16 protein-coding genes are annotated in these 15,358 nt (G+C 68.3%); 15 read left to right on the top strand and 1 reads right to left on the bottom strand.

What is annotated here, in order from left to right; all coding sequences use genetic code 11:
- The 10 genes from ADK28_RS26795 to ADK28_RS26750 all read left to right on the top strand — a co-directional run.
- Positions 1-402, top strand: a 402-nt coding sequence (locus ADK28_RS26795) for a tyrosine-type recombinase/integrase (RefSeq protein WP_048795738.1), incomplete at its 5' end; no start/stop codon positions are given.
- 414 nt (positions 403-816) lie between these two features.
- Entirely contained in the window at positions 817-1,377 is a 561-nt protein-coding gene (locus ADK28_RS26790) for a fimbrial protein (RefSeq protein ID WP_048797158.1), read from the top strand.
- 80 nt (positions 1,378-1,457) lie between these two features.
- A complete protein-coding gene (locus tag ADK28_RS26785; RefSeq protein ID WP_048797157.1) occupies positions 1,458-2,177 on the top strand; it encodes a fimbrial biogenesis chaperone in 720 nt (239 codons plus the stop codon).
- Between the two features lie 18 nt (positions 2,178-2,195).
- A complete protein-coding gene (locus ADK28_RS26780) occupies positions 2,196-2,819 on the top strand; it encodes a fimbrial protein (RefSeq protein ID WP_048797156.1) in 624 nt (207 codons plus the stop codon).
- On the top strand, positions 2,816-3,436 hold the full coding sequence (locus ADK28_RS31915; RefSeq protein ID WP_048797155.1) for a fimbrial protein: 621 nt from the start codon (positions 2,816-2,818) through the stop codon (positions 3,434-3,436). Before ADK28_RS26780 ends, ADK28_RS31915 begins: the two co-directional genes overlap by 4 nt.
- A gap of 41 nt (positions 3,437-3,477) precedes the next feature.
- Entirely contained in the window at positions 3,478-4,107 is a 630-nt protein-coding gene (locus tag ADK28_RS31075) for a fimbrial protein (RefSeq protein ID WP_048797154.1), read from the top strand.
- A 17-nt stretch (positions 4,108-4,124) separates the two neighbouring features.
- Entirely contained in the window at positions 4,125-4,733 is a 609-nt protein-coding gene (locus tag ADK28_RS26765; protein WP_048797153.1) for a hypothetical protein, read from the top strand.
- A 22-nt stretch (positions 4,734-4,755) separates the two neighbouring features.
- Positions 4,756-5,370 carry a fimbrial protein gene (locus tag ADK28_RS26760; RefSeq protein WP_048797152.1) on the top strand — a complete coding sequence of 205 codons (615 nt, stop codon included), beginning with the start codon at positions 4,756-4,758 and terminating at the stop codon, positions 5,368-5,370.
- Between the two features lie 11 nt (positions 5,371-5,381).
- Positions 5,382-6,011: a hypothetical protein gene (locus tag ADK28_RS26755; protein WP_147882797.1), complete on the top strand. Its 630-nt coding sequence runs from the start codon at positions 5,382-5,384 to the stop codon at positions 6,009-6,011.
- Between the two features lie 34 nt (positions 6,012-6,045).
- Positions 6,046-6,789 (top strand): fimbrial biogenesis chaperone, encoded by a 744-nt coding sequence (locus tag ADK28_RS26750; protein WP_082172351.1) that lies wholly within the window; start codon positions 6,046-6,048, stop codon positions 6,787-6,789.
- Positions 6,790-6,938: 149 nt separating this feature from the next.
- Here the strand turns inward: ADK28_RS26750 and ADK28_RS31910 are convergent, their stop codons facing one another.
- Entirely contained in the window at positions 6,939-7,229 is a 291-nt protein-coding gene (locus tag ADK28_RS31910) for a hypothetical protein (RefSeq protein ID WP_147882798.1), read from the bottom strand.
- A 125-nt stretch (positions 7,230-7,354) separates the two neighbouring features.
- On the opposite strand from ADK28_RS31910, the gene ADK28_RS26745 reads away from it, so the two are divergent.
- Genes ADK28_RS26745 through ADK28_RS26725 form a run of 5 tightly spaced genes read left to right on the top strand, consistent with a single transcriptional unit; the run spans position 7,355 to position 15,248 of the window.
- Positions 7,355-8,200 (top strand): fimbrial biogenesis chaperone, encoded by an 846-nt coding sequence (locus tag ADK28_RS26745; RefSeq protein ID WP_048797149.1) that lies wholly within the window; start codon positions 7,355-7,357, stop codon positions 8,198-8,200.
- A 51-nt stretch (positions 8,201-8,251) separates the two neighbouring features.
- Positions 8,252-11,098 carry a fimbria/pilus outer membrane usher protein gene (locus ADK28_RS26740; protein ID WP_082172350.1) on the top strand — a complete coding sequence of 949 codons (2,847 nt, stop codon included), beginning with the start codon at positions 8,252-8,254 and terminating at the stop codon, positions 11,096-11,098.
- A 48-nt stretch (positions 11,099-11,146) separates the two neighbouring features.
- Entirely contained in the window at positions 11,147-12,328 is a 1,182-nt protein-coding gene (locus ADK28_RS26735; RefSeq protein WP_048797147.1) for a hypothetical protein, read from the top strand.
- The gene (locus ADK28_RS26730) at positions 12,325-14,124 is read left to right on the top strand and encodes a PglL family O-oligosaccharyltransferase (RefSeq protein WP_048797146.1); all 1,800 of its coding nucleotides are present in this window, start codon (positions 12,325-12,327) and stop codon (positions 14,122-14,124) included. The genes ADK28_RS26735 and ADK28_RS26730 overlap by 4 nt, the downstream gene beginning before the upstream one ends.
- On the top strand, positions 14,121-15,248 hold the full coding sequence (locus ADK28_RS26725) for an FKBP-type peptidyl-prolyl cis-trans isomerase (RefSeq protein ID WP_048797145.1): 1,128 nt from the start codon (positions 14,121-14,123) through the stop codon (positions 15,246-15,248). Before ADK28_RS26730 ends, ADK28_RS26725 begins: the two co-directional genes overlap by 4 nt.
- Positions 15,249-15,358 lie beyond the last annotated feature (110 nt).

Below are 15,358 nucleotides of genomic sequence, written 5' to 3'. Positions count from 1 at the left end.
GGCTTCAGTACCCGCCACCCGCTGCTGCACAATGAAATCCTCGCCATCCAGGCGTGGCTGGCGGTGCGGGCAACGATGAAGGGCGCGCAGAGCGACTGGCTGTTCCTGTCGCGCCAGGGCGGACCGCTGACGCGCCAGCGTATCTACCAGGTCATCAGCGACCTGGGGCGGGCGGCGGCCATCGTGGTCGACCCGCACCCGCACATGCTGCGCCACGCCTGCGGGTTTGCGCTGGCGGACCGGGGGGTGGACACGCGGCTGATACAGGACTACCTGGGGCACCGCAACATCCGCCACACGGTGCGGTACACCGCCAGCAATGCGGCGCGTTTTCGGGATGTGTGGCAGTTACGGGAAGGGCGAGAAGTTTTACAGTTAGGACCAAACTGTCAAACAGTGTAAATGCCGATGTAACCCGCCGCCAGTTTTTTCAGGCCGGCGCCCCGCCCCAGAGTGTATCGTTTTGTAAAGCATCAGGAATATCCCTGCCCCATCTCGTTCAATGTTGAGACTTTTCTTATTGTTTTTACCAGCTTAGTCGACATTTTCGATTTTTACAATTGGACACGTGTCATGTCATTCCATTGCCGTTTTTATGTTACCAAAATGTTATCCTGCCTATTTTTGTCATAACAGCACCTTCCGCTTCCCAATAATGAATCACCAGTGCAATGCACTGGTTTGTAACCACGTTTGTCAAAATGGTCCTAAATGTCAAACTCGGCAGCGCTGCTGCCACCGACGAAGGACCCGACCGACGTGCCTGCCGTCCGGCGGGTTATCACTACATTTTTGTACGTAAAGAGACTGACACACATGAACAAGCACATTATCAATCTGGGTCTGCTGGCATCACTGGTGATGGGAGCAACCGGGGTCGCCCACGCCGCCAATACCATCAACATCACCGGTGAAGTGGCCTCCACCACCTGTGACATCGCACTGGACGGCGGCGACAAGCCAGTGGACCTGGGCACGGCACTGGCGTCCAAGTTCAAGGACATCAATACCATCTCCAATGAGAAGTCGTTCACGCTGAACTTCAGCGGCTGCGAAACTGATGACGCCAGCAGACTCAACAAACTCGCGCTGAAGGTCAGCGGCAGCGATACCGTTCCGACACTGAAGGCACAGGGCCTCTTCGGTGACAGCGCCACCTACAACACCGGTGTCGCTATCTCGCTGACAGACGCCGATCAAAACACGCTCAGCTCTGCCGGGAGCGAGGTCCCGCTGAAAGCCCACTCAGAGGGCAGTGAGGGTCAGGCGTCCGTCACCGTGGATCCAGTGGTACTGACGGCCGCCATGAAATCCTTCAGCAAAGCGAAGGAAGGCAAGCTGAAAGCCGCCGTAGAACTGGCTATCGGCTACAACTAATCCGGCATCGCACGCGCGTCGTGCGTTTTTCTGGCCGCCCTTCGGGCGGCCACAGGTATCCGGCCACGCGAGGAGCTGACATGGGGATGAAAAAAAGCCTGACCACCGCACTGACGGCGCTGCTGCTCCTGTCGGGGAGCGCCCAGGCCTTTATGCTGGGCGGCACCCGGCTGGTGCTGGAGCAGGACCGGGGGGTCGCCTCGATAGCGGTTTATAGCGGCGAGCGCGAAGCCCTCAAGCTGGTGCACAGCCAGGTCCTGACCGCGCAGGACGGCGGCGCGCCCTCGACGCATTTTATGGTGACACCCCCGCTGTTTCGCCTGGAGCCCGGCGCACAGGGGCAGGTGCGCGTCAGCCTGGTTGACCCGCAGGGGCTGCCGGTCGACCGGGAAAGCCGCCTGTACCTGAAGGTGATTGCCATCCCGTCAATCAACCCGCTGGGACGCAATGACACCACCGGCTTCACCGGCGGCGCCCTGCTGGTCAATACCGGCAGCATCATCAAGCTGTTTTACCGGCCGCACGGCCTGGCGGCCCCGACGCAGGGCGGCGGGGCAACGCTGACCTTTACCCGCGTTCCGGGCGGGGTGCAGGTGCACAACCCGACCCCCTGGTACGTAACGCTGGGCGACCTGCGCATCGACGACAGGCCGGTGACGTTCAGCAGCCAGCAGGCCGCTGAGCTGCCGCCGTTCGGCACCACGACGTTCGGCACGACCAGCCGGCTCAAGCAGCGGGCGCAGTGGCGTGTGCTCGACGACGCCGGCAAATCGGTCGGCGGCACGACCCCCATCCGCTAACGGGCGGAGAGGCAGAGCATGAACACCCACAACACCCCATACCACCCAGCCCGGCGGCGCACTGCCCGGCACGGGCAGCGGCTGGCCGTCCTGCTGGCCACCCTGGCGACGGGCGCGGCGCAGGCCGCCCCGGTCAATGCCACCGCGCTCGAGGACGCCGACAACGCGCTGACGCTGTCCGTGTCGGTTATCCAGGGAACCTGCAGCCTCACGCTGCCGAAGACGCTGACCTTTGAGCCGGCCATTCCCGCCCTGTTCGCGCAACAGGGCCGCACCGCCGCGGTCCAGCCCCTGACCCTGACGCTGAAAGACTGCGCCGCGGGCCATACGGCCCCGGTCGGACTGGTGCTGAGCGGCACCACCCTGAAGGACGACCCGCGCATCTTCAACAACCGCGGCAGCGACGGCGGCGAGGTGGGCTTCATGTTCAAGGACCGGGCGTACACCGGCGGGCCGGCGGACTTCCTGAACGCCGACGGCACGGTCACGGCCGACACCGTCTCGGGGAAAGGGTACTTCGCCGGCGGGCACATCCCGGAGGACGGCACCGAGGTGACGTACGCCGTCGGGTTTGTGGCCACCGGCCGCCCCCCGGTGGGCACGGTCAGCGCCGATGTGACGATTGAGGTGGCCTACCAATGACGAACACCCTGACACCGACTCGCCCGGGGCGGGGCGCCCGGACGGCCCTGGCCGCCATCGTGCTGCTGGCACTGCCGGTCGCCGCCCCCCGGGCGGACGTCACCTCAGCAGTGGTGTACCCGGTCACCGCCAACATCCTGGTCGGCACCTGCACCGTCAGCGTGAACCCCAAAACGCTGCAGTTCGAGGCCCTCCAGAGCGAGACGCTGAAGGCGGGCGTCCTGCACCAGCCCCAGGCCGTGACGCTGACACTGGCGTGCACCGGGCGCCCCGGCGCCCAGGCGAAGCCGACGCTGAGTCTGGAGGGGCCCACCCTGGAGGGGGCGCCGGACATGCCGCCCGAGGAAGGCCGGTACCTGTTCAGCCAGGCGGATACCGCCGCCGCCCAGGGCGCGGGCTTTGTGCTGAGCGAGACGAAGGACACCGCCTGGGAGACGGCGCATTTTTATACGACAAGTGGCCGGCAGGTGACGCCGCCCTCCACCACGCCATCGACCCTGACGCTGTACGCCGGCGTGGGCTGCGGCACTGCTGCCACCTGCACAAAGCATTTTGGCGGCGCGGGGGCGAGCGGGGAGGTGAAGGCCGTCATCCGGTTTTCACTGGCGTACAAATGAGTGAGCGACCGGCACCGTACCGGCACGGAGAGACCAACACCATGAAACACCAGACCCTGTGGGGCGGCGGGCGCCGCCTGCCGGCCACGGCGACACTCCTGCTGGCGACGCTGCTGAGCGCAGCCCCGGCGCGGGCGGAAGAGGGTGTCAAGAGCATCGACATCAACTTTACCTACACCGTGGTCAGCGGCACCTGCGACGTCACGGTGCCAGGCCCCTTAACCCTCTCCCCGCAGGGGGTGACCCCGAACACGGCCTGGCAGTTGCTGGGCGACACACCGGTGGCGGTGACGCTGAACTGCAAGGGCGGCGGCGAAACCGGCAAGACGCCGGCTATCATGCTGGCAGGCACTACTGCCACCACCGGCAGCGCCACGCGCCAAAAATACATCGTGGCCGGCGGCACCGACAACAAGACCGGGCTGGGGGTGGTGTTCGGCAGCAAAGCTGACACCCCCCTGACGTCCGGCAGCGCGGCAGGGCTGGCGGCGTTTACCAGCGGGCGGGCGTACATCGACCTGAAGAGCCCGGGGGAGAGCATGCCGGTCGGCGCGTCAGTTTACCACCTGCACGCCGCCCTGGCCTGCGGCGACGCCGCCGATTGTGCCGCGGGAAACATCAAGCCCGGCATCGGGAAAGCGACGGTCGTCATCACCTTTGAATACCACTGAGTCATGAGGAGCCACGCATGGCAATAACATACCGCCCGGCCCTGCCGGGCCTGCTCGGTCTGGCGCTGGCCGGCCTGCCGGCCGCCGGCCCGGGACGGGCCGCCGAGCTTCCTGTCTCGTGGGAGGTCACGCAGGGGACCTGCGCGGTGGCGGTGCAATCGCTCGATTTGGGCGCGGTCGACCCCACGTCGCTGATTGGCAAGGCGAACTATACCTGGGTCAACCGGATGCCACTCCCCCTGACCCTGAGCTGCACGGGCGGGATGCTGGGCGGCGGACAGCCGCAGATCACGGTCATCGGACAGCAGACGATTGCCGGCGTCTTCGACAACCTCGGCACGGCCAAGGGGGTTGGGATAGCGCTGCTGAAACCTTACACAACAGGTACCACCGAGCCCGAGCGGGGGGCGGGGTGCGGCAATGACCGTGACATTGAAGGTACCAATCGCTGCCTTTATATCCCCAAGCCTGGCGGGTTTTACCAGGCCGGCGAGATTGTGGACGGCGTGGTGACCATCACGCCGGTAGCCGCGGTGACCTGCGGCCCCAGCAGTGAATGCACCCGGGACAAGGCGGCGGGCGGCACGGTGAAGGCCCATATCGGCTTTGAGTTTGTGTACCCGTAACCGCCGACAGGGCAGGAGAAACATGATGAGAGTCAGAACCGGCAGCCTGAGGGCGCTGTGCGTACTGAGCGGACTGCTGACGGCGAATGCGGGCCTGGCCGCCCCGGCGGAGATTGACGTGACGGCCACGATGCCCGTGGGCACCTGCACCACGACCCCGTCCCTGAATACGGTGGCCCTCGGTGACGTCGATGTTTCGCCGCTCGTGGGCACATCCTGGGCGATAGCCGGGAGCACCCCCCTTGTCATCACGCTGACGTGCACCGGACTGAGGAGCCCGGCGGCGCGCCCGACGGTGAAAATAAGCGGGACGCCGAAGACGGATAGCCCGTTTTTATTTCGCGATACCGGCGCCGCCGGCGGCACCTCGGCCGGTCTCTATTTTGTGCTCCACAAGGAAAAGAAGGAGGCGGGGGATAACACGAATGATATTGAAGCGAAAAATGGCGAGCACCTGTATATCAAAAAGCCCGGCACGGGAGACGAGTGGTACGGCCCGGGCGAGGAGGTCGCCGATGGCGCAACGGTGCCACTGACGGTCGGGCTGGCATGCGGGCGATCCGGCTGGTGCGGAGTTGACAACCTGACGCTCGGCACCGTCAAGGCGACAACGACCTTTACCTTTGAATACAAGTAGCGGGGCGCGCGGTGAAACAAACAGTGAAACAAACAGCGAAACACGCCGTGAAAACCGGGCCGGCAGGATACGCGTGCGCGGCCGGGGTGTTGCTGCTGGCGGGGCTGGCCGGCAGCTTGCCGGCCACTGCAGCGGATGCGGGCACTGGCCTGGAGCTGACGGCCACCGCCGTGCAGAAGGCCTGCGACATCACCCTGACGCCGGCGAGCGCGTTCCCCCTGGGCGACCTTGCCTCCGGTGACCTGACGGACAAGGGGGTGGCGCGCGGCCAGGGCGCGGGCGGCGTGACGCTGAAACTGAGCAACTGCGGCCTGAAGGACGCGAGCACCACCCCGGGCGTCACGCTCTCGGGGAGTCACCCGGCCGCCGGGGCGGACAAGGACTACCTGTTTGCCGGCAGCAGCGAGTCCGGCCAGGCCCAGGGTTATTGGGTGGTCGTGACGCCCCTGGCCGGGGCCGCCACCTTCAACACCACGGACTTTATCGGGGACGGCGGGGCGGTCTGGACCGGGAAGAAGGGCGAGTCGGGGGCGGGGGCGCAGGTCACCCTGTACCCGGGCGTGACCTGCAACGACAGCTGCAATACCGCCACGCCCGGGCCGCTCAGCGTTCCGCTGACCTTTACCTTTGCCTATAAATGACCCGCCCGGCGGGAATGACGACAACGGAGAACACATGATGCAAACACGGTGGCGAATGACGGCCCTGCTGGCCCTGACGCTGGCGGCCGGGGTATCGGCCTCGCAGGCACAGGCGGAGGGCGGGGTGAGCTTTTCCCGCAACCGGCTGATTTTCGGGGCGCAGGAGAAGGGCATCAGCCTGACGGTGAAAAACGACGGCAGCACCCCCTACCTGGTCCAGGCCGGCGTGTCCGGCGAGGCGATGACGCGCACGGCAGCACCGTTCCTGGTGACGCCGCCGCTGTTCCGGCTGGACGGTAACGCGCAGAACGTGATGCGCATCGTGCGCACCGGCAGCGCGCTGCCGACGGACCGGGAGTCGGTGTTTTACTTCTTCGCCAACGCCATCCCCGGCCAGTCTGCCGCCCCCGGCACGGCCGGTGCGGGCGACACCGCAAAGGTGGGGGCATCGCTGTCCATCTCGATGCGCACGGTGCTCAAGCTGTTCTGGCGCCCGCAGGGGCTGACGGTGTCGCCGAAAGACGCCCCGGACCGGATGCGCTTTGTGCCGGACGGCAGGGCGGTGGTGGTGAAGAACCCCACCCCGTACTACCAGTCGTTCGCCTACCTCGCCTTTGACGGCCGGGCGCAGGACCTGGACCGGGGCGCATCGATGGTGGCGCCGTTCGGTGAGCTGCGCCTGCCGGCAACGCAGGCGGTGCGCACAGTGAGCTGGTCGGTGATGAACGACTACGGCGGCAGCACGGACAGAAAGACCCAGGCCGTGCAGGCGCACTGAGACCGGCATCAAACAGGCAGTGGCAAAAAAAACGACGCGCGGCACGGCAACGCGCGCACGACGTCCGACACCAGGGCGCAGGCAGTAAACGGCCGGGGAGGCGCGCCGGAGTACCGCCGGCAGGGAGGCCGGTTTTTTTCCGGGGAGTCTTACCCGAGGGCTGCCTGGCGGGGGCGGTCCGGCAGCGGGAATAATAAAAACGCCGACAAATGAAAAAAACAGAACGCCGGCAGGTGGCGCCTTTTGACGCAGGCGCAATAGAGAAGCAGAGAAGCAAAAAAATAAACCGGAAAAATAAAAGCGCCGGCAAATAAAGAAAAAAAAAGAGAAACAGGCGCAGAGAAAAAGGCCCGACCGTCAGGCGGTGTAAAGAAAAACCAAAAAGAAACACGCCAAAAAGAAAAAAGCGCAGCAGACACCCCGATGGCTATTTCCCCCATCCGGGGCGGGGCGCCCCTTGCCTACCGCCCGGTCGTCGGGCAGCGGCCGGGGTATTGCGCGGGCCGGTGACGGCACCCAAAAAAGCGCGCGCAACCGGCGTGCACACCACCCAAAAGGAGCAGACATGGTTTACCCACAGCAGCAGACCGGCGCCGCCGGTCACCTCCCTCATCAGCCACGGGCGCGCCGGGCGGCCCTGGCCCTCGGCCTGACGCTGTTGGCGATACTGCAGGCCGGAGCGGCCCGGGCTGAAGGGCTCCCGGGGTTCGGGCTCAACCGCTCCCGGGCGGTGGTGATGGCCGACGGCAGCAAGGGCACCCAGGTCGCCGCCCTCAACAACAGCGATGCCACCTACCTGGTGGAGAACCGGATTTACCCGGCGAACGGGCTGACCGGCTACCCGCAGGCGGCACCGGGCGCGGCCGGGGTGGCGGGCGCACCGGCGCCGCTCATCGTCACCCCGCCGCTCAGGCGCCTCGGGCCGCAGGCCCGGCTGCCGCTGCGCCTTCTGGTGACGCCGGGCAACGCCCTGCCGACCGATCGGGAGTCGCTGTTCTTCCTGTCATCGAAGGCCATTCCCTCGGTCCCGCCCCGACAGGCCGGCGCCGGGGGTGCTGACGGCCCGCGGGTGGTGATGGCGCTGCAGCAGTTCATCAAGCTGTATTACCGCCCGGCCGGACTCAAGCCGCACGCCATCTTTGACGGCGACGTGGCCGGGCAGCTGCAGGTCCGCCTGGCCGGCGGACGGCTGCGCGTGACCAATCCCACCCCGTACCACATCGCCTTCGGGGTGCTGTCGGTGGGCGGCAAGCCGGTGGCGTCAGAGGCCCTGCGGGTGCTGACGCCCCCGAAGGGCGAGCAGGACTACCCGCTGCCGGCGGGCGCCGGCCACGCCGGCGAGCGCGTGACCTGGCGGGTGATTGACGAGTTCGGCCTGGTGACCGACCTGCAGACGCAGGTGCTGCGCTAAGGCGCGGACACCGGACAGACAACAGACATTGAATAACGAGCAGGAACTAAGATGTTGAGACCCCTGACACCGTCATACCCCGCTGTGGGCAGACCCCCTTTCCGCCCTGGACCGGCGCCCTGCCGCCGGCTGCGCACCCGCCTGCGGGTGATTTGCCTGCTGCTGGCCGGTCTGGGCAGCGAGCACGCCCAGGCAAGGGACTACTTTGACCCGGCATTCCTCGGGGATGGCGGGTCGGCCCCCATCGACCTGTCGGCCTTCGAGACCGCGGGACTGACCCCGGAAGGCAGCTACCTGGTTGACATTTACCTCAACGGCGACAAGCAGGCCACCCGGCAGGTGCGGTTCGTGAAGGATGCGCAGGGCAACGTCAACCCGCAGGTCACGCCGGCCGAGCTCGGCAAGTGGGGTGTGGCCCTGGACCGGGTGCCGGCCCTCAAGGCGCTGCCGGCGGACAAGCCGGTGGGTGACCTTACGCAGGTGGTGTCCGGGGCGACGGTGAAGTTCAGCCTGAACACCCTGCGTCTGGACCTCACAGTGCCACAGGCGGATATGCTGGTGCAGGCGGACGGCGCGGTTGACCCGCAGTTGTGGGACGAGGGGGTGCCGGCGCTGCTGTTCAGCTACATGCTGAACGGCACACAAAGCCGCACGACCGGCCCGGCGACCAGTACCTCGCAGTCCCTGTTCGGCAGCGTCAACGGCGGGCTCAATCTGGGGGCCTGGCGCCTGCGCACGTCGATGACCTGGAGCCAGAGTGACATCAGCGCGGCGGGCGGGCGCTACAGCAGTCGGCAGTCGCAGTTCAACAGCACCTACCTGCAGCGCGACGTGTCGGCGCTGCGCGGGGACCTGACCCTGGGGGAAATCAGCTCCGGCGGGACGATACTCGACAGCATTCCACTGCGCGGCGTGAAGCTGGTGTCGGACAACGCCATGCTGCCCACCGGGCTGCGCGGCTTCTCGCCGGTCATTACCGGTACGGCCAGCTCCAACGCCCGGGTGTCGGTGGCGCAGAACGGCAGCGTCATCTATGAGGCCAGCGTGCCGCCGGGGCCGTTCCGGCTGACGGACATCCATAACGCCGGTAACGGCGGCGAACTGGTGGTGACGGTCACCGAGGCCGACGGCACCCGGCACGTCTCCAGCCAAACCTACTCCACCCTGCCGGACATGCAGCGTCAGGGGGCGTTCGATTACGAGGTGACGGCCGGGCGCTACCGCAACGGCGGTTACACCGACGGCGCCCGCGACCCGCTGTTTGCGCTGGGGACCCTCAGCGTGGGCCTGCCGCATTACCTGACGCTGTTCGGCGGACTGCTGGGCAGTACCGGCTACCAGCAGGTGGCGCTGGGTCTTGGGGCCTCGCTGGGGGCGCTGGGCGCGCTGTCGGTGGACACCACGCTGGCGCGGGCGCAGCTGGGGCAGGGCACCGGCAATGGCAATGACAGCAGTAGCGACGGCAGCGCCGGGGCGCAGGGCAGCGGACCGTCGTCGTCCAACGGCGCCTCGTTCCGGGTGCGCTACACCAAGAGCATGACCGACACCGGCACCACCATTGACCTGGCGGCCTACCGCTACTCCACCCGCGGCTACTACAGCTTCCAGGACGCGATGGCCTATGGCCAGTCGCTGCGCGAGGGCGCCGCGCCCTGGCTGGCGGAGCGCCAGCGCAGCAGCTGGGTCCTGAGCCTGAGCCAGTCGCTGGGCGAGCTGGGGTCGCTGTCGCTGCGCGGCAGCCGGACCGACTACTGGGGCACGAACCGGGTGGTCAACAGCCTGAGCGCGGGGTTCAACAGCAGCATCAAGGGGGTGGGCTACTCGCTCAACTACGACGTCGACCACACCTCATCGACGGGCAGCGACAGCTGGCCGACCAACCGTCAGCTGTCGCTGAACGTGTCGGTGCCGTTCAGCATCTTCAACCCGTCCGCCCCGGCGGTGCAGGACATCAATGCCAACTACAGCATGACGCGCGACAACCACGGTCGGGTGTCGCAGCAGGCGGGGATGAGCGGCGCGCTGCTGGACGGCAATCTCTCCTGGGGGGTCTCGCAGAGCGAGGACAACCAGCAGAGCGGACGGTCCGGCAACCTGAGTCTCGGTTACAGCGGCGGACGGGGGAGTCTGGGGCTGGGCTACGGCTACGCGCCGGCCAATCGCACCCTGAGCATGAACGCCTCGGGCGGGGTGGTGGTGCACCCGCACGGGGTCACGCTGACCCGCATGCTGGGCGATGCGATGGCGCTGGTTGAGGTGCCGGGCGCGGGCGGCGTGGGGGTGTCGGGCGGCGGCACCACTGACGGCCGGGGGTACGCGGTGGTGCCGTACCTGCAGAACTACCAGCGCAACAGCGTCAGTCTGGACACGAGTACGTTGCCGGACGGGGTGGACGTGGGGGGGGGCAGCGCGACGGTGTACCCGACGAAAGGGGCGCTGGTCGAGGCGAAATTCAAGACCCGGGTGGGGCGTCAGGCCATGCTGACGCTGACCTTCCGGGGCAGGCCGGTGCCGTTCGGGGCGCTGGCGGCGTTGCCGGACGACGAGGTGCAGAACGCGGCCATCGTGGGCGACGGCGGACTGGTGTACCTGACGGGGGCGCCGCAGAAGGGGGTGCTGACGGTGAGCTGGGGTCAGGGCGCGGACCGGCAGTGCCGGGTGCCGTTCGACCTGGGTGGGCTGCCGGCCGCGAACGCGCAGGGCGCGCCGGCGGTGAACATCGCCCAGCAGGCGCTGACGTGCCTGCCGCTGCCGGGCGCCCCAGCACCGGCGCCCGACGTAACCACTGAACCCTCGCCAGCAACGGAGATGACGACCGACGCAGAGGCCACGAACACGGCAGAGACCACGAAGACGGCAGCCCCCGCAGGCGCCACGAATACCGGGACACACGACTGACACCCGGCCGGCGGAGAGCCTGCTGGCCCGACAGAAGAGGACAAGATAATGACAATAGCAATGGCAATGCTGACACACTGTCGCAGGGTGACCGGCGACGAGGCGCAGGCGCCGCGCAAGCGGTGGGTGCTCTGGGCTCTGGTACTGATGGCGGTGGGGGTGACCCCCCTGCAGTCGGCCCGCGCGGCCGGTGACATCATTGTGATGTCTTCGCAAAACGTCAAAGGGGATACCGGGGCGCGGTTTACGACTGTTATACCGAGCACATTCGTCGATGTTAAGGGGCCAGACTGGGGTGGACTCTGTCTCTCAGGGGAGAAGCACTGCACTGGCGGTGACTGGACTGCAATTGAACTCGATGGCAGTTGGGGATTTACGCCAAAGACCGGGGGCGGGGTGGGGCAACTGGGCTTTGTGCCGCACGGCGTCCTTTATGCCACGCCGGGCGGCGGGAAAGCTTCTGCCAATGACTCTGTCATCAGTATGTCCTACCCGGACGGGCACTACGAGACCGGCACAACCCCTGGTGGCATCGGTTGCTCGCCCCGGGTGGGGGATGATAGTCGAACGTTTTTCTCTCAGGGTACGCCTCGTAGCCCATGCCCCTCTCGCTCGGAACGGGGTCACAGGGCGTATTGGGCCGGCAACCTCAGCGGCACCCTCACGCTCAACGCATATGCATTGCAGCCTCTAAAGCCGGGCAGCATCTCTTTTCCCGCTCTGTACGCAGCGTACTATTCATATTACAGTGCCAGAAGCAGTATCGCTCTACCCTCGCGCATCGTGGTTACCGGCCTGAATTGCAGCTTCGCCTCGCCGTCCACTGTTGAGGTGCCGTTTGGGGTGGTAATGGCCGGCCAGCCTCCCGGTACCGCCCTGGCCCAAAAATCTTTGCCGCTGACCGTCACCTGCGCCGGCACCAACAGCCCTGACGCCGCAGTCAATGCCAGTGTCGAGATACACGGGCAGAGTGGCACTATTGTGGACGCGAACGGCATTATCCCCGTGTTTTCTCAGGATATTATCGTCACCCACCTGGACAATAACGGCGCCGGCTGCACCGGCGGCCTTGACCTGACCCGCCCCATTCCGTGGCACACGTACCAGCCGGGAGAAGCAGGAGGGGCACAGACCCACACCCTGAACTTCACGCTGTGCAGCGCCGGCACGGATAAACAGGAGTCAGGCAACTATGCCGCCACGGTCACAGCCCAACTGGTGACCCAGTGACCACCCGCCTTCACCTGCGCGCCGTACTGCAGTCCCTGCGCGTGCCGGCCGTGCCCGTGCTGGCGGCCCTCGCGGTCGCCCTGGGGGTGCTGTTTCCCCCGCTGGCCCGGACGGCCTGGGCCCTGCTCGGGGGATTGCTGGCGCTGGCGGTGCTGTTGCCGGCGGGGGCGTCGCGAAGTGCCCTGCCCGGCGGTCGCACCTGGCGGTGGGCGGTGAGTGCCGGGCTGCTGCTGACGGCGCTGCCGCTGCTGTGGATGCCCGCCTGGGCCGACCGCATCGGGGCTGTGCAGCACGTGGCCGGGGTGCTGCTGATGGTGGCCGGTATCGGCGCCCTGAGCGTGCGACGCCTCTCGCCCGGCGCGGCGGGGCTGACCGGCGCGCTGCTGGTGCTGGCCGGCCTGGTCGCGGTAGCGGTCGTCTTTCGTCAGGTGTACTGGCCGGGCCCGGCTGACGGCTGGATGCCGCCGCAGCGTGACGGGCGCCCCGGCGGCACCTTCTTCCAGGTCAACGTCATGGCCAGCTTCCTGGCCACCGCGCTCGGCGTCGCCGTCCACCTGTGGCTCACCCGCCGCTGTCGCCTGCTGTTGCCCGCCATCGCGCTGCTGGCCTGGGCGCTGGTGCTGTGCCAGTCCACCGTCGGCGCCCTGGGGGTGCTCGGCACCACCGTCATGCTGTGCCTGGCCGCCCGGCGCGCCGGCGCGCGGGCCGCTCTGTCGGTGGCCGGCAGCCTGACCGCCGGACTGGCAGCCCCCTGCCTGGTGCTGATGCTGGCGCAGGCCGGCAGCGGGAGCCTGGTGGCGCCCGTCCCGGCAGTGGCCGCGCCTGCCCGGGTGTCCGCGCCTGCGGCCGTTCACCCGGCTGCCGCCCCGGCCATCGTGACGGTCGACCACCTGTCGGGGTGGGTGGCGCGCCTGCAGATGGCGCGCGGCGCCCTGCGCCTCGGGGGAGACCATCCGCTGACCGGGCAGGGCTACGGCACCTTTGTCGGCCTCTACCCGGACGCGCTGGCGCGCCTGCAGGAGGTGCAGCAGGAGGCCGTCGTGGTCACCCACCCACACAACGAACTGCTGTACCGGTTTGCCGAAGGCGGTCTCGTGGCCGTGGCGGGCCTGACGCTGTTACTGGGGGCCGGGCTGTGGCTGACCGCCGTCGCCTGGCGCGGTGGCCGCGGCCACCACCCCCGTCATGACGCCGCGGGCTGGCTGCTGTGCTGCCTGCCCATCCTGCTGCACACCCAGACCGAGTACCCGCTCTATCAGTCCGGCCTGCACGCCCTGCTGCTGGTCCTGCTGGCCGGGGTCGGCCTGGCGCGCCTGCGCCGCCGCAGGGCGGCGGGCCCGGCGGCACCCGCCGTGACCGCCCGGGTGTGCCGGGGGCTGTTGCTGGCCGGCGGGCTGATTGCCGCAGCCTGGGGCGTCACCGCCGCCCGCGTGACCCAGGGCGCCGCCCTGGCCGGGCAGACCCTTGGCGTGGTGATACAACCCATGATGCAGGCGGCGCAGGTCAATCCCTGGGCCAACCGCGACGGCGTCGGCTACGGCCACATGCTCAATCAGCTGCAGTGGTACCAGCGTGACGCCGACCCGGCGCGCCTCGCGGACGTGGCCGCCTTCCTTGACGACTGGCTGCGCCGCCATCCGGACCCGAGCGGCTACCGCATGCTGCTCGGCGTGCTGCGCCTGCAGGGCGACGCCGACCGCTACCGCGCCGTGCTGGCCGAGGCCCGCCGGCGCGTGCCCTGGGATCCGCATTTCGCGCCCTTACCGCTTTCTTCCACCCACAAGGACATGCCATGACCCATTGCCTGCCGGCCGCCCCGCGGCCCGGCCCGACCCGCCCCTGCCGGCCGCTGCTGGCGCTCGCCCTCCTGAGTGCGATAACCGCACCCGCCCGGGCCGACACCCTGCAGCTGCCGCTGGCCCCGGCCACCGTGATGGCCGACACCCCGGCGCAGACCCTGGCGCAGCTGCAGCAGCAGCTCGCCGACCAGCAGGCGCAGCTGGCCGCCCTGCAGCAACGGCTGGCCGCCGCGCAGACGGTGACGCCCGCCCCGGCGAGCCCGCCGGCCTCCGGGCCCCAGCCGGCCACCCCGGCGGTAGCCCCGGTTGCCACCGCACCGGACGCCTCCCCGGCCGCGACGGCGGGGGTTGCCGCTGTCCCGGCGCCGCCGGTATCACCTGCACTGCCTGTGCCATCCGCTCAACCTGAACCGCCTGTGCCTGCCGCGCCCCCGGGCGTCCCGGCATCACCGGCCGAACGGGTGGCCGCGCCCCTGCCGGATGCGCCGCTCACCCTGCAGGGCGAGGCTCAGCGGCAGGCCTACGCCAGCGGGGTGAGCGTCTGGCAGGAGATTGAAGCCTCCCTGGCGGCCCGCCAGGCCCTGGGGGTCGACCTGGACCGCAGCTGGGTGCTGCAGGGCCTGCAGGACGCGGCCGCCGGCCGCGACCTGCAGATGAGCCGCAGCGACATCGGCGAGGTGATGAACACCCTCAACACCCGCTACGCCGACCAGGCGCGGGCCACCCGGGCGCAGCAGGAGGCCCGAGGCAAGGCGTACCGCATTGCCTTCAGCCGCCGCAAGGGCGCCTACAGCGATGCCGGCGCCTGGTACCTGATTGCCGACAAGGGCACCGGCCGGCGCCTGCGCACCACCGACCTGGCGGTACTGACCGTCACCGGCACCCTGCCGGACGGCACGGTGTTCGACCCCTCCGGGGCGCACGGGCAGAGCAAGACCGCCAAAGTGGGGGCCCTGCTGCCGGCGGTGGCCATCGGCCTGCAGAAGGTCGGTGTCGGCGGACACCTGACCGTGGTGGTGCCCCCAGGCAAGGGCTATGGCGAGGTCGGGCTGCCGCCGCTGATACCGGGCGGCGCCACCCTGGTGTTTGACATCCGGGTCACCGGGCTGGCCACCCCATGACGGCCGTCTCCGACCTGCCGTTCCCGTGGCTGGACGGGCTGCTCGGCGCCCTGACGGCCTGGTGCGTGCTGACGGCGCTGATGACCGGCCTGTTGCTGTGCCTGCCGGTC

This window comes from Serratia sp. 506_PEND (genome assembly GCF_001076875.1).
Lineage (GTDB): Bacteria > Pseudomonadota > Gammaproteobacteria > Enterobacterales > Enterobacteriaceae > Serratia > Serratia marcescens.
The sequence above is the reverse complement of the archived record's forward strand: the minus strand, read 5'-3'. Positions and strand labels throughout refer to the sequence as shown.